This is a genomic window from Angelakisella massiliensis (genome assembly GCF_900104675.1).
In the GTDB taxonomy this organism is placed as follows: domain Bacteria; phylum Bacillota; class Clostridia; order Oscillospirales; family Ruminococcaceae; genus Angelakisella; species Angelakisella massiliensis.
The window spans coordinates 812,025-826,549 of sequence record NZ_LT629945.1; the positions used below are offsets into that span (position 1 = coordinate 812,025).

A 14,525-nucleotide genomic window follows, 5' to 3' on the forward strand; every position below is an offset into this window, starting at 1 on the left:
AAACTGTGGTTTTCTTCTTTTCTCGGCATTCCCAGCAAAGAGGGCGGGACCTTCCTAAAAGGTCCCGCCCTCTTTATTGTTGTGTGTGCTGAAAAGTTTCATACGCTTCCAGGGGATACCGGATGCTACCTGGATACGAAGCCGGTTGATGCTCAAACCAGCGGCAACACCCCGGTTTCACCTCCCGATGGGCTGGGGCCAAGGCTGCCCCTTTACTTTTTGAAGGGAGTTCATGCCCCCGTCATCCGCCGGCGAATCAGGGTCCACAAAGTTTTTCTGGGAAGTTTGGTGGCCTCCAGCTCAGGAGGATGCTCCATAAAATACTGCTGGGAAGAAATACGCAGCTGACTGTCCACAGGGGTGACGGTGATATATTCCCCGCTGGCCAGCAGCCGTCTGGCCTTGACGTTGTCGCTGAGCAGCACATCCAGGTAGTGGCTCAGCCACCGGCGCAGCTCGGGGCTTTTCACCGGCAGGGCGATCTCCACCCGGCGGGTCTGGTTGCGGGTCATGATGTCGGCGGAGGAAATGAACAGCTGCCGCAGCTCACCATCCCCGAAGCAATAGACCCTGGAATGCTCCAGAAAACGTCCCACGATGCTGGTGACGGTGATATTTTCGGTTTTGCCGGGGACCCCGGGCACCAGGCAGCAGATGCCCCGGACGATCAGTTCGATTTTCACCCCGGCCTGAGACGCCTGGGAAAGCTTGTCGATCAGCTCCCGTTCGGTGATGGAGTTGACCTTGATGATGATATGCCCCTGGCGGCCCCGGGCGATCTCCCCGTCAATAAGGCGCATCAAGGTGGATTTCATGGATATGGGAGCCACCAGCAGCTTCTCATAGCTGCCGGAGAGATTGCCGATGAGCATATTCTGGAAGAAGGCAACCGCGTCCCGGGCAATCTCCGGGTCCATGGTCATAATGCTCAGATCGGTGTAAAGTCCGGAGGTCTTTTCATTGTAGTTTCCGGTGCCGATCTGGGTAATGTGGCTGAGCTGTCCGTTCTTTTCCTGGCGGGTGATGAGACAGATTTTGGAATGGCATTTATAATTTTCCGCCCCGTAAAGAACATGGCATCCGGCTTCCTCCAGTTCCCTGGCCCATTCAATGTTGTTCTTTTCATCAAACCGGGCCCGCAGCTCCACCAGCACCGTAACATTTTTGCCGTTCTCCGCGGCGGCGCACAGGTGTTTGACCACCATGGAGTTTCTGGCCAGGCGGTAAATGGTCATCTGGATGGACACCACCCGGGGATCGGCGGCGGATTCCCGCAGCAGATTCAGAAACGGCTGCATGGTGTGATAGGGATAAAACAGCAGCACATCCCGCTGGCGGACCTGCTTCCACATCGGCAGCTGATCGCTGAGATATTCCGGCCAGCAAGGGGTGAAGGGACTGTTATAGAGGCTTTTGTCACAATCGTTCAGCTGATAGGCATAGCCCAGGCTGAGAGGACACAGCCCGTGATACACCTGGCTGTCCGGCAGCCGGAGCATTTTCTGCAACAGCTTGCGCAGCTGGGGCGTATCCCCCTGCATCTCCAGACGGACAGGGGCCAGCCGTTCCCGCTGGCGCAGCAGCTGGGTCATCTGGTTGCGGAAATCCGGGGCGCTGTCGTCCTCTTCATATCTGTCCATGTAATTGATATCCGCGTTGCGGGTGACCGACACCACGCACTGCTCCACCACCCGGTAGATCTTGAATATCTTGTGCACCTGAGCCAGCAGCAGCTCCTCGGTGCGGATGTAGCGCCCATTTTGCCCGGGAAGCAGCAGAATGGGCGGGATGGGATAGGGCACCCCCACGATCCCCAGCAGATCCCTGTCCTGGCTTTGGAGCAGGGCGGCGGCATAAAGGGCCTTGTTGCGCAGATGGGGAAAGGGGTGGTTCCGGTCGATGATCTGAGGGGAAAGGAGGGGGAAGATCCGGTCCTTGTAGTAGTCCAGCACAAACTGCTTCTCTTCCTTGGACAGCTGATTGTAGGCCACATCGGCCACACCCTTGTCCTGGAGCTCCGCCATCACCTGGCGGTAGACAGCGTCCCGGTGGCGTACCAGGGGACGCACCGCCTCAAAAATCAGGTCCAGCTGCTGCCGTGGGGTTTTGCCGCTTTTGTTGTCCCGCTTCTGGGGCATCACGGCGTCCAGGTCCAGCAGGCTTCCCACCCGTACCATAAAGAATTCATCCAGATTGCTGGTGAAGATGGATACAAACCGCAGCCGCTCCATCAGCGGCACCGTGGGGTCAGAGGCCTCCTCCAGTACCCTGGCATTGAATTTCAGCCAGCTCAGTTCCCGGTTCTGGGTATAGCTCAAGTCCCATCCTGAAGCAGTTTGTGGCACAAATATCCCTCCCTTACGCCATACTTGCTGATATACAGGCCCCCGGCACACAGCTTGTCACAGACATTCTCCATCATCATCGCCCCGGGCAGGATGGTGTGTGCCCGGTCAGGGCAGCATTTGAGGATCAGCCGCCGGGCTTCACTCTCCCTGTCGGTAAGGATCTTCACCGTTTCCCGCAGCTCTTTTCCGGTGAGTGTCCGGTTGTCCGCCTCTTTTCCAAAATGGGCGTTGGCAATTTTCAGCACCGCACGGGCGGTACCGCCGATGCCGCAGACCTGATCCGCTTTTTCCGGCAGAGAGGCCCTATCCAGATTTTTGCGGATGTACCGTTCCATCTTCTCCATCTCTCTGCGTCCGGGCCAGATACGGGTGACAAAGCGGTTGAACAGGTTCAGGGACCCCACCGGCAGGCTTTGGGCCGATTGGATGATCCCCTGGCGCACCGATACGATCTCAGTGGAGCCGCCGCCGATGTCGAACATGGAACCATCCCGGATACCGCTGTCCAGCATCGCTCCATAATAGTCCAGCCGGGCCTCGGTTTCACCGGAAATAACATCCACTTCCAGGCCGGTACGATCCCGGATGGCGGCCACCGCCTCCGCGGTGTTGTCAATATTTCGCAGGGAAGCTGTGGCGAAAACCTTCATTTCGGTCATGTCAAACTGCCGCAGCAGCCACTGAAAGCCCTGGAGCACCTGGCAGGCTTTGTCGATGCCCTCGGCGGACAGCAGGCCCTTGTCAATGTAGCTGGCAAGGCCCGCCATCTGCTTTTCTGAAAAAAGCATCTGAAACTTTTTTTCCTCATCCACATCGTAAACGGACATCCGCACTGTATTGGAGCCCAAATCGGTCAGCGCTATTTTCAATCCTTTTCGTTCCTTTCCATTTTCAAGCTGGTATCACGCAGTTTTACAATCAGTGTTATTTTAGGCTATTCCTTCGGTGGGAAAACATCCTGCTGCTGTCAAATTTCAGTAAAATTCTGCATCATTTGGGCGCCTGAGCGAAAAAAGGCCGCCAGGGAAGGCGGTCTCATTGTGCAAAAAAATATTTCAAAAGCAATCAAAATCCGGCATCATAAAAATGACCATCTGCGTCCACCAGAACGGCAACCGGGAGGATTTGAGCCCTCTGGATTTGGATGCGAAAAAGCCCCGGCTTTCATGGAAGCCGGGGCTGAGCGTGTCGAAAAAGTTCGACACGCTTCCAGGGGGTATCCAATACCCCCTGGATACGCCGCAGGTTCCTGACGAAACCAGCGGCGATACCCCCGGTTTCGCGCCCTGGTGGGCGCGGGTCGTGGTATAAAAATCAGGCGCATGTCCTGATTTTTATGATTTTGAATTTTGCTTGTGCGTTGAAATAGGTTTTTCGACAGAAAGAGCCCCGGCTTTCATCGAAGCCGGGGCTTTTATAAAAATCAATATCCAATGTAATTGCTGGGGTTCTGATAAGCACCCTGATAGATCACTTCAAAATGGCAATGGGGACCGGTGGCATTGCCGGTACGTCCCACCAAAGCGATCACCTCGCCTTGGGAAACCTGCTGGCCTTCTTCCACCAAAACGCTGCTGCAATGGGCATAGCGGGTCTGATAGCCGCCCCCATGATCGATAATCACATTTTTGCCGTAAGGCCACACAGAGGCAGGCTGGGCATAGGTGACCACACCATCTGCCGCCGCGTAAATATCGGTGCCTATATCCGCGGTAATGTCCACACCGGTGTGACCATAGTAGCCCCAATAGCCGCAGTAGATGTATCCGCCGTCCACAGGCCAGATAAAGTCGCCGTCAAAATCGTCGTCGGGAATATATTCCTCCGGTTCTTCCTCCTCCGGTTCCTCAGGTTCCTGCTGGTCCGGTTCCTCGGGCGCCTGAGCGGACTGAGGCACTGCCTGCTCCTGCTGAGAGGACGTCTGTTCCTCCTCCGGCAAAGCAGCTTCCTGCTCCTGTTGGGGGTCCTGTCCGGCATCCTCCGGCTGCTGCTCCTGAGGCTGATCCACAGAAGGCTGCTCCTGCTCTGCGGAAACGGTCTCCTGCTGAGACTGCTCCGGAACCTGGACAGGCTGCTCCTGGGGCTGCTCTTCTTCCGGCTGAGGCGTTTCTTCCACAGGCTGATCCTGCATTTCTTCTGCCTGCTCAGTCTCTTCCGTCTCATCGCCCTCAGGCTCCTGGGCGGTCTCGTCCGCTTCCGTCATACCCAGGGCTTCCAGCGCTTCCTGCTCCTCGGCCAGCTGCTCCTTGCCATCCACAGTACGGTCATCCACCGCCGACAACACCCGGGAACGAAGCTGAAGGTCCTCCGACTGGGACTGCTGCTCCAGCTGCTGGAAATACTCCTCGGGGGGAGCCCACGCGCTCTGGACCGCGCCTTCAGTTGCCGCTGTCCGGGCAGGGGCCAGAACCGCCGTCAGTGTCAGGCCGATCACCGTGACCCCCAGAGACAGGGCCACCGCCAGTACCTGCTTGCCTTTTCCCACCGCCGCGCTGTGAAGCACCAGCCGCAAACGGCGCTGAAGATCCCGGCGATCCATGGCAAAACCAGCGGTGAAAGCGGTCTCCCCCGCTGTTTCTCCGGCGGCCAGCTCCAACAGCATATGTCCATAACTTCTGCGGCGCTTGGCATCCATGGAGCTGACCACCCGGCGGTCACAGCAGATTTCACAGGCATAGTCCAGATCCCTGGACACACGGTATACCACCGGATTCCACCACTGGAAACTGTTGACCACAAGGGCCAGCGCCTTGAACCAGTGGTCCTTATACTGAAGATGGGTCAGCTCATGGGCGAAAATCAGCTCCAGCTGAGCCCGGGAAAAATCCTCATGGGGCAGGTAGATCACCGGTCTGAGAAAACCGATGACCAGCGGCGTGCCCACGCCGGGACAAAGGCGCAGCTTCACCTTGCCGGAAAGACCGGCGGTTTCCGCTGCCCGGTCAAACAATCCCTGAGCCCGCTTGCCGCAAAGGGAAGAGTGCTCCGCCAGGTAGTTTCTGATCCGGCGGTAATCCATCCCCCGCACCAGGGCGAAAAACACAGCGCCCCCTGCCCACAGCACCAGCAGCGGCATGGCGGCCGCCAGCTGAAGCTGTCTGGAACGTGGCAGCATGGCGGAAAAAATCAGCTTCTGTGCAGGCTGGGGATCAGCCAGAACAGAGGAGGCTGTCTGCGCCCCTTCCACCAGCGCGGGAACCGTTTGCTGGGCCTGAGAGCCCGCGGCAACCAGGATCCTGTCCAGAGGCAATCTCAAAATATCCGGCAGGGGCATTGCCGCCGGCAGCAGAAACAACAGCAGTACCGGCAGCCAAATGTAGCAGCCAAAGGCGGGGGAAAGCCGGTCTCCCGCCGCTTTCTTCAGTGCGAAGGCCGTTAATGCCGCCAAAGTGCCGGACAATGTCATGGCCAGCAGAGCGGCAAACAGTTCGGTCATTTTTCCTCTCCTCCCTGTTGGTCGAACCACCGGCGCAGCTCCTGGGCCTCCTCAGGAGTGAGGGGTTGAGCGTCACAGAGCGCGGACAGCAGGCTGGCGGTGGAACCGCCGTGGATCTGTTCCAGAAAGGCGCGGGTCTCCATGGTTTTATACTGCTGCTCCGTCACACGGGCAGAATAGGTATTCTGCCGCCGCCGTTTGGAGATGGTAACAAAGCCCTTTTCCTCCAGACGGGAAAGGAAGGTGAGCAAGGTGGTGGGTTTCCAGCCTTCCTGGGGCAGCTGCTCCATCAGCTGTGCCGCCGTCAGGGGCTCGGTGCTGTTCCAGATCAGCCGCATGATCTTCATTTCAGACTGGGATATTTTCATTGCTGTAAACCTCCAGCGAGTGCATTCTACATCATGTAGTGAAGTCAACGATCATCATTCTACATGATGTAAAAGCTTCTGTCAACCTTTGGCTCCCTTTTTCATGGAATGTTCACAGCAAATTTTATTTTTAAGACCATTTTCAGGGCTGTTTTGCCGGAAAAAAAGCAGTGGGAAAGCTGATCTTCTCTCCCACTGCCAATGATCACAACGATATTGAAAAGGAACGAAACCGCCCTTGTCAGCAGCTGCAAGGCGGAATGGAACCCAGGAATTCCCCGGGTTTCCCAAAGCACCCGAGAAAACAGCAAGATGCCTGCCGATGGAGCGTTTCCCTATCCTCTCCTCCCTGTTATCTGCGTCCCTTTTCCATGGAGGCGGCGATAAAGGCCCGGAACAAGGGATGAGCCCGGTTGGGGCGGCTCTTGAACTCGGGGTGATACTGCACGCCCACGAAGAAGCGGCAGGAAGGGTCCTCCACCGCCTCCACCAGCCGGCCGTCAGGAGAAAGGCCCGCAATGGTCAGTCCCTCTTCCTCCATCGCCTGGCGATAACGGTTGTTGAACTCATACCGGTGGCGGTGCCGCTCGGAGATCTCTCCACAGCCATAAGCTTCCGCCAAACGGGTGCCGGGGGTGAGCACACAGGGGTACGCCCCCAGGCGCATGGTGCCGCCTTTGGGCAGGTTTCCCTGCTGATCGGGCATCAGGTCGATGACCGAATGGGGCCCCTGGGGATCAAATTCACTGGAATTGGCCTCCGCCAGCCCCAGGCGGTCCCGGGCAAAGCCAATGACCGCCGTCTGCATTCCCAGGCAGATGCCAAAGCAGGGGATGTCTTTTTCCCTGGCGTACTGTCCCGCCAGGATCATTCCCTCCACGCCCCGGTCCCCGAATCCGCCGGGGATGATGATGCCGTCACAGCCCTCCAGGGCGGCGGCAATGGTTTCCCTGGTGAGGGGCTCCGAATCCACCCAGCGGATCTTCACTGCCGTGCCGTTCTCCCAGCCTCCATGGCGCAGGGCCTCGGCCACCGAGAGATAGGCGTCGTGAAGCTGAACATACTTGCCCACCAGGGCGATCTCCACCTGGCGGTCCTGATGCTCCATTCTCCGGAGCATCTGCTGCCATTCCTCCAGGTCGGCGGGAGGGGGCGTCAGGCCCAGACGGCGGCAGACGATATCCGACAGGTGCTGCTGTTCCAGCATGATGGGCGCCTGATACAGTACCGGCAGGGTGAGGTTCTGGATGACACAGTCGGCGGGGACATTGCAGAACAGGGAAATCTTCCGCTGGACCTCCGGCTCCATGGGACGGTCGCAGCGGCAGACGATGATATCCGGGGAGATGCCCATTCCCTGAAGCTCCTTGACGGAATGCTGGGTAGGCTTGGTTTTGTGCTCTCCGGAACCGGAAATGAAGGGCACCAAAGTGACATGAATGAACAGGCAGTTCTCTCTTCCCTGCTCCAGTGCCACCTGGCGGATGGCCTCCAGGAAGGGCTGGCTTTCAATATCGCCGGTGGTGCCGCCGATCTCGGTAATGATCACATCGGCGTCGGACTTTTGTCCCACGGCGTAGATAAAGCGCTTGATCTCATCGGTGATGTGGGGGATCACCTGAACGGTGGAGCCCAGATACTCTCCCCGACGCTCCTTGTTGAGAACGTTCCAGTAAACCTTGCCGGTGGTGAGGTTGGAATAACGGTTCAGGTCCTCGTCGATGAACCGCTCATAATGGCCCAGATCCAGATCTGTTTCGGCCCCGTCATCGGTGACGAATACCTCTCCGTGCTGATAAGGGCTCATGGTCCCGGGGTCCACATTGATATAGGGGTCCAGCTTCTGGGCGGTGACCTTCAGGCCCCGGCACTTCAGCAGCCGCCCCAGGGAAGCGGCGGTGATTCCCTTGCCCAGACCGGAGACAACGCCGCCGGTAACAAAAATGTACTTGACTGTTTGTGGTACTGCCATCATCCATCATCCTTTCTGCACCTGTCAAAGGGTCTTTTCCCCATTTTGTTCCCCTATAACCGGGGGCCGGGGGAAAACGGTCTTTTTTTAGTAAACAGTGTCTTTTATTGGGGGAGAAGTCCCCAAAGCATTCCCCGAAAGCATAAAAAGAGAAGCGCCCACCAGGGGGTGCGGAAACCGCTTTCCTCCTGGTGAACGCCTTTGCTCACGGGGAACATTATACGGCCCCCGCCGGAAACTGTCAAGGGAAACTTTATCCCGATGAAAAAAGGAGATTGGCCCTTTTGGGCGGCATCCGGCCCATGGCTTCCGGGAGGAAAAAAGGTTCCCGCTTTTTGGGGAAGACATCTGCACGCTTTATGAAAACTTCTTCTTTTTGGGGGAATGCTGATAGTCCGGGAGCCTGGGGCGGCCGGACTGCCGTCGGTGCTGCATCCGCTCCCTTCAAGTCAACCCCAGGTCCTTCTTGTTTTTCCCAATAAATTGACAAAAAACCGCCTTCGTACTATACTGAGAACGAAAAATTTTCCCCTCCAAAAATCCCGGCTTTCCGGGGACACAGAAAGGAAGTTTATTCTATGACCATCACCAAGGAAATGGGCATTATGGAAGTTGTCAACCAGTATCCGCAGACCGTTCAGGTGTTCCGCAATTTCGGCATGGGCTGCCTGGGCTGCGCCGCCGCCCACTTTGAGACCATCGAGCAGGGCGCTGCCGCTCACGGCATGGATATCCCCGCGCTGATGGAGGCTCTCAACGCCGCTGTCGCGGAATAAGTTTTCCGGCGGAGATTCATTTTAAACGTCTGCGATGCGCAATATCATCGCATGAGGCAGGCTCTCATTCCTCCGGGGATGGGGCCTGTTTTTCCTAATCCCATCCCCTGATTCATTGGAAACACAGAAAGGAGAAGGCTATGACTGACGAAAAGATCCAGCGTATCAACGCTCTGGCCCGAAAGTCCAAGGCTGAGGGCCTCACCCCCGAGGAAAAGGAGGAGCAGCAGGCGCTTCGGCGGGAATATCTGGATGAAATCCGGGCGGATCTGATCCGCACCCTGGACAACACCTGCATCGTGGACGAGAAGGGCAACAAAACTCCTCTGCGCCGTCAGGTGCCCCTGTCCTGATTTGTTCCGGGGCTCCTTCGTGTCCCCTCTTTCCATGCCGGAATAGGATAAGGGAAGGAGGTGACGCCATGGAACACAAAAGCTTTCAGGGGATGATTCTGGTGGATGTCCGTTCTCAGGAGGAATATGAGGCGGGCACCCTGCCGGGAAGCATCCGTCTGGACTGTTTCGACATTCAGGAGGACACCGTTCGCCTTCTTCTGCCGGACCGGAACGCCCCCATCGGTGTATTCTGTCATACCGGTTCCAGAAGCGCTCCGGCGGTTTTGCGGCTGCGCCAGCTGGGATATACCCAGGTAACCGATCTGGGCGGTCTGCCGCTGCCGGGGGCGGAAGAAGAGGAAGAAAACGGCGGGATGGACAAATCCTCCCCAATGGAGTAAAATAAAGTCGGAAACAGGGTCTCAGCCGACCCGGAAAGGAGGAAGCAGAATGGATTGTATTTTCTGCAAGATCGCCGCGGGGGAAATCCCCTCCAACAAGCTGTATGAAGACGACCTTTGCGTGGCTTTTTATGATCTGTCTCCCCAGGCGCCGGTCCACTTTCTGGTGGTGCCCCGGGAGCATATCTCCGGTACCGACAAGCTCAATGACCAAAACTGCGCTGTGGTAGGTCATATCTTTTCTGTCATCGCCAAATTGACCGCCCAGCTGGGCCTGGATAAGGGCTACCGTGTGGTCAACAACTGCGGCGAGGACGGCGGACAGACGGTGGGACATCTTCACTTTCATGTCCTGGGCGGCCGTACTTTAGCCTGGCCCCCCGGTTGACACCGGTCTTTCACCTATTCCAAGCCGAACAGGAGAGATCATCCATGAAGCGGCCGCTATGTGTGTTTGGTGCAGGTTTTCTCACCACCATAGCGGTCGCTTTTGTCTGTCCCGGAGCAGTCGCGCCCCTGTTGGCGGCGGTGGCCGGCGCGGGGCTGATCCATCCGCGGAACCGTCGTGTGGGCTGTGTACTGCTGGCAGCGTCAGCCGCGGCCCTTGGCCGTATGGCATTGGTGGACCGGCAGCTGGAGCAGCTTCAAAAGCTGGAAGGCCAGCAGCAGACCGTGGTGGGGTATGTCTGCCGTGTCAGTCCCTGGAACCCTTCCCGGCTGCTGATCCGGGTAAAGCTTTCCAATGGCGGCTGTTACGGGGTGTGGCTGGATGCCGCAAGCCAGGATTTTCTGCCTGGAGACTGGCTGCGGGCAACCATTCACATCACCGGCGCCAGGGAAGATACCCAGGATTTCTTCTTTACCGGCGGATGGGTGCTCTCCGCGCTCCCTGTGGAGGCGCCCGAAGCGGAAAATCCTCAGTGGCCAAGCCCCCTGGCCCATATGGCCTCGGTGCGGGAACAGCTGCTGCACAAAGCCCGTCTTCACAGCTCCGGCAGCGGCACCCATGTGGTGACCGGCCTGCTCTTTTCCGCCGATGAAGAGCTCCCGGATGAGGACCGCAGAGCCATGGAACAGGCGGGCATCAGCCATCTGCTGTCTGTTTCAGGCTTTCATATGTCCCTGGTTCTGGGATGGACGGCGATGAAAGCGCCCCGGTCCAGGCTCAAACGGGGACTGCGGCTCCTTCTGTGTCTGGGGCTGGTCTTCCTGGTCCTTTCCCTGGCAGGATACGGCGCCGCGGCCATGCGGGCCGGCATACTGGGTCTGATGACGGTACTGGCGGGATGCCTCAACCGGCGGAGCGACCCGTGGACCTCCCTGTGTCTCTCCGCTCTGCTGCTGATTACCTTTTCCCCGGCCCTCATTACCGACGCCGGTGTGCAGCTTTCCTTCTGCGCCACTGCAGGGATCTTTGCTTTCAGCCGCCTTTTCCGGGGCCTGTGGGAGGATGGGCTGGTTCGTCTGCTGGGCGGCAGATGTCCTGCCCTTTGCAGAAGCTTCTGCGGCTGTATGGGTATGCTCATGGCGGCACAGATTTCCGCCGCTCCTGTTCTGGCGCTCCGCTTCGGCACAGTTCCCCTGCTGTCAGCTCCTTTGAACCTGCTGATACTGCCGCTGGTGTATCTGTCCATGGCCCTGGGCGGGGCGGGAATCTTTCTGCTGGCAACGCCTCTGGCGGGTGCAGGGGCTTTGCTGCTGGACCTTGCCTCCCTTTGCGGGGAGGGAATTCTCATCCTGGCCAAAATCTGGTGCCGGCTGCCGGGATGCACCCTGTCCACGGTCTGGCCGGGAAGGTTCCTCCTTCTGGGGTTGTTGGGAGCGCTGATCTTTACTCCCCTGCTGCCGGTACCGCGACTGGTGAAACGTCGGCTGCTGGTGATACTGACAGTGGTTCTGCTGCTGACTCAGGGAGCACTCTCCATCGTCTTTGAAAATCAGGTGCAGCTGCTTGCCCTCTCCGGCAGCAGTTCCCTCTTGCTGCGCTGGGGACAGCGGCAGGTGGTCATCAGCGGCGCGGGCGAACTTTGGCAGCTGCGGCAGCTGGAAGAGGAGCTGCTGAGCGCCGGCGTTGTCCATCCCGACGTGCTGATCTGCGGCCGGGGCGGACCGGACCTGCTTCTGGAAGCCTCCCACACCATCAGTCCCCGGTGTCTGGCAGCCCCGGAGGAGGACCTTTCCCGGGTAAAGCGGCTGATGCCCGCCTCCCTGCGTACAGTGGAGCTGGGCAAACAGGCTTTGCCGGTGGGCGGGGTATCGGTGGAGCGGTTTGACGGAGATTTGGTGGAAGTAAGGATCGGTCAAACAAAAGTGCTGAAATGTTGGGGCGGTTATGCTATAATGGATTTCGACCTGCTTTTGGGCGGCACCCAGGAGGGCGCTCTGGTTTCAGACCGGGAGGGGCGGCTTTGGCTGCGTCCGGGAATGATCAGCCTGCCCCGTTCCATGGGAGTGCGGTGGGTACTGGCCGGCAGCGGCTGAGGCAAACAGCGCCGGCGGACCAAAATCCGGCCGCTCAGACAGTGGTTTTGTATCTCAAACAGAGGAAAAGGAGGGGAACGCCATGGAACTGGCAGGGGACCGGCAGCTGGAGGGCTGGTGCAGGGAGCACGGACTGCCTCTGGCGGCACTGCTGTACGGTGACGACGGATATCAGATCCAGCGGCAGCGGGACAAGCTGATCAAGATGGCGGTCACCGCTTTCCCTGATTTCAATCTCTACACCGCTGACGGCCGTCGGAAGGTGGATATGGCCCGGGCGGTGGATTCGGCGGTCTCCACCCCTTTTATGGCGGAAAGCCGGGCGGTGGTGCTGGACGACCTGGATCTGACCCAGCAATCCGCCGAGGAGATGGACCGGCTGTGGCGGCTGCTCCAGGAGCCGCCGGAATCCACGGCGCTGATCATCACGGTACGCACCGTGCCCCTGGATCTGAAGAAAAAAAGCGGCTGGGGCTCAAAGCTGCGGCAGCTGTGTGACAAGATCGGGCTGGTGTGCTCCTTTCCCAAGCCCAGTCAGGGGGATGTGGCCCGGCTGGTCCTCTCCCAGGCGGCCAAGCTGGGGGCCTCCATGGACCGGGAGGCAGCGGCGCTGCTGGCGGAATACTGCGGCGGCGATACGGTCCGGGCCCTCAACGAGACGGAGAAGCTGGCGGCCTACCGGGGCCGGGAGACCATCACACAGGACACGGTGAAGCTGCTGGTGGAACCGGTGACCGAGGCCAGAGCCTTTGATCTGACGGACAAGATTCTCCGGCGGGACCGGGAGGGGGCCATGGCGGTGGTGGAGGACCTGCTGTTCCAGCGGGAAAGCCCTGTTTCCATCCTGTTTATCCTCTCCATGGGCTTTGCGGACCTGTACCGGGCGGCTGTAGCCAAGCGGGCGGGGATTCCCACTGCCCAGGCGCAGAAGGAGCTGGGTTATTTCGGCGGAAGCGCCTTCCGGTATCAGCGGGCGCTGGAAAATCAGCGGCGCTTTTCCCTGGACACTCTGGGAGCGGTGGTGACGCTGCTGGCAGAGGAGGACGTCCATCTCAAGGAAACCGGAGTGGACGCCGTCACTGAGCTGGAGACGGTCATCACCCGCATTTTCATGGTGCTGGACCGGGAGGGGAAACGATGATCCGTCTGAAATACCCTGTGATTGTAGAGGGCAAATATGATAAAATGAAGCTTCGGGGCATGGTGGAAGGGGAAATCATCACCACAGAGGGATTCCGGATCTTCCGGGATAAGGACAAGCTGACCCTCATCCGCCGTCTGGCAGCGGCGGGAAAGGTGGTGCTCCTTACTGACAGCGACCGGGCGGGATTCCGCATCCGGGGATATCTGTCGGGGGCCATCCCGCCGGAGCGGATCATTCAGGTATACATCCCGGAGATCCTGGGAAAGGAACGGCGCAAGGCCGCTCCCTCGGCGGAAGGCACTCTGGGGGTGGAGGGAATGCCGGAAGAGGTGCTCCGCCGCGCCCTGGAACAGGCGGGAGCCCTGGAGGATGGCAATGCTCCCCCGGTCCGGGAGCCCATCACCAAGCAGGATCTGTTCGCTCTGGGGCTTTCCGGGGGACCGGACAGCAGCACCCTGCGCCGTCTGGTGCAGCGGGAGCTGGGGCTGCCGGGGGCCATCAGCGCCAACGCCCTGTGCGGGGTGCTGTCCCGGGTGGTGACCCGTGAGGAACTGGCCCAGGCGGTGGCCCGGGTCAAACAACAACTGGAGGAAACATAACATGGAGATCGTTCATTATATCGTTGCCCGTCTGGATGGAGACTACGCCATATTGGTGCCCGCCGACGGCAGCGGCGGAGAAAATCCCGTGGCGCTGGCTCTGCTGCCGGATGCTGTGACCGAGGGTTCCCGGCTGCGCTGGGAGGACCTTTCCTATGAGCTGGAGTGAGGCGAAAGAATGAAGGGATTGCAATTATTCCTGTTGGCCCTGCTGCCCTGTGCTGCCGGATGGCTGCTGCCTCAGGGGAACGTTATTTTCTCTGACGCCTACCTGGGCGCGGTGGAGATGGTGGAGGGCTTGCTGCTGTTGTCAGTGTGGTACTGGGCGGGAGGCTTCTGGCGCCATCGGATGAAAGGGACCGGGCGCAGCCTGCTGCTGGCCAATCTGCCGGGGATCGTATGTACCATCGCCTTTGTGCTGTCGGTGCTGTTGAGTTTTTCTCTGCAGAACACCTTCCTTTACCGGATGCCGGTGGTGGCCCAGCTGGTCCAGGGGCAGTTTACCGCCCAATATTTCAGCGGCCTGCTGCTGCACCGGTATGTATGGCCCATCTTTTCCCATAATCTCATCGGCTATCCTGTGACATTGGGGCTGCAGCTCCTTGTTTTCTGGCTGGGATACCGCTTCAAACGCAGATGAACCGGCCACTTTATCATTCCAAAGG

At 58.9% G+C, this 14,525-nt stretch carries 15 protein-coding genes; 10 read left to right on the top strand and 5 right to left on the bottom strand.

The features are described from left to right. Positions 1-230: 230 nt before the first annotated feature. Both ppk1 and BQ5383_RS09140 read right to left on the bottom strand, forming a co-directional pair. Entirely contained in the window at positions 231-2,345 is a 2,115-nt protein-coding gene (ppk1, locus tag BQ5383_RS09135) for a polyphosphate kinase 1 (protein WP_235821963.1), read from the bottom strand. Continuing rightward, complete coding sequence (locus BQ5383_RS09140; RefSeq protein WP_071431322.1) at positions 2,315-3,217, bottom strand: Ppx/GppA phosphatase family protein; 903 nt, start codon at positions 3,215-3,217, stop codon at positions 2,315-2,317. The genes ppk1 and BQ5383_RS09140 overlap by 31 nt, the downstream gene beginning before the upstream one ends. A gap of 169 nt (positions 3,218-3,386) precedes the next feature. On the opposite strand from BQ5383_RS09140, the gene BQ5383_RS09145 reads away from it, so the two are divergent. Next, positions 3,387-3,659: a hypothetical protein gene (locus BQ5383_RS09145; protein WP_071431323.1), complete on the top strand. Its 273-nt coding sequence runs from the start codon at positions 3,387-3,389 to the stop codon at positions 3,657-3,659. A gap of 112 nt (positions 3,660-3,771) precedes the next feature. Here BQ5383_RS09145 and BQ5383_RS09150 read toward each other — a convergent pair whose 3' ends face one another. The 3 genes from BQ5383_RS09150 to BQ5383_RS09165 form a co-directional block, all read right to left on the bottom strand. After that, positions 3,772-5,784 carry a M23/M56 family metallopeptidase gene (locus BQ5383_RS09150; protein ID WP_071431325.1) on the bottom strand — a complete coding sequence of 671 codons (2,013 nt, stop codon included), beginning with the start codon at positions 5,782-5,784 and terminating at the stop codon, positions 3,772-3,774. Beyond that, on the bottom strand, positions 5,781-6,152 hold the full coding sequence (locus BQ5383_RS09155; RefSeq protein WP_071431327.1) for a BlaI/MecI/CopY family transcriptional regulator: 372 nt from the start codon (positions 6,150-6,152) through the stop codon (positions 5,781-5,783). Before BQ5383_RS09155 ends, BQ5383_RS09150 begins: the two co-directional genes overlap by 4 nt. A 352-nt stretch (positions 6,153-6,504) precedes the next feature. After that, complete coding sequence (locus BQ5383_RS09165) at positions 6,505-8,124, bottom strand: CTP synthase (protein ID WP_071431331.1); 1,620 nt, start codon at positions 8,122-8,124, stop codon at positions 6,505-6,507. 578 nt (positions 8,125-8,702) lie between these two features. On the opposite strand from BQ5383_RS09165, the gene BQ5383_RS09175 reads away from it, so the two are divergent. From BQ5383_RS09175 to BQ5383_RS09210, 9 genes are all read left to right on the top strand, one after another. Then, positions 8,703-8,900: a DUF1858 domain-containing protein gene (locus BQ5383_RS09175; RefSeq protein WP_071431334.1), complete on the top strand. Its 198-nt coding sequence runs from the start codon at positions 8,703-8,705 to the stop codon at positions 8,898-8,900. 140 nt (positions 8,901-9,040) lie between these two features. Further along, positions 9,041-9,253, top strand: a complete 213-nt coding sequence (locus BQ5383_RS09180; RefSeq protein WP_071431337.1) for a DUF896 domain-containing protein — start codon at positions 9,041-9,043, stop codon at positions 9,251-9,253. A gap of 68 nt (positions 9,254-9,321) precedes the next feature. Beyond that, positions 9,322-9,636: a rhodanese-like domain-containing protein gene (locus tag BQ5383_RS09185; protein ID WP_071431339.1), complete on the top strand. Its 315-nt coding sequence runs from the start codon at positions 9,322-9,324 to the stop codon at positions 9,634-9,636. Positions 9,637-9,685: 49 nt separating this feature from the next. Continuing rightward, on the top strand, positions 9,686-10,024 hold the full coding sequence (locus BQ5383_RS09190; protein ID WP_071431340.1) for a histidine triad nucleotide-binding protein: 339 nt from the start codon (positions 9,686-9,688) through the stop codon (positions 10,022-10,024). A 44-nt stretch (positions 10,025-10,068) separates the two neighbouring features. Continuing rightward, positions 10,069-12,117: a ComEC/Rec2 family competence protein gene (locus BQ5383_RS09195; protein WP_071431342.1), complete on the top strand. Its 2,049-nt coding sequence runs from the start codon at positions 10,069-10,071 to the stop codon at positions 12,115-12,117. A gap of 82 nt (positions 12,118-12,199) precedes the next feature. Continuing rightward, positions 12,200-13,258: a DNA polymerase III subunit delta gene (gene holA / locus BQ5383_RS09200; RefSeq protein ID WP_071431344.1), complete on the top strand. Its 1,059-nt coding sequence runs from the start codon at positions 12,200-12,202 to the stop codon at positions 13,256-13,258. After that, positions 13,255-13,860 (top strand): ribonuclease M5, encoded by a 606-nt coding sequence (locus BQ5383_RS09205; RefSeq protein ID WP_071431346.1) that lies wholly within the window; start codon positions 13,255-13,257, stop codon positions 13,858-13,860. The genes holA and BQ5383_RS09205 overlap by 4 nt, the downstream gene beginning before the upstream one ends. Position 13,861: 1 nt before the next feature. Next, a complete protein-coding gene (locus BQ5383_RS20740; protein ID WP_139193395.1) occupies positions 13,862-14,029 on the top strand; it encodes a chorismate--pyruvate lyase in 168 nt (55 codons plus the stop codon). 9 nt (positions 14,030-14,038) lie between these two features. Then, on the top strand, positions 14,039-14,500 hold the full coding sequence (locus BQ5383_RS09210) for a hypothetical protein (RefSeq protein ID WP_071431348.1): 462 nt from the start codon (positions 14,039-14,041) through the stop codon (positions 14,498-14,500). The last annotated feature ends 25 nt before the right edge of the window (positions 14,501-14,525 follow it).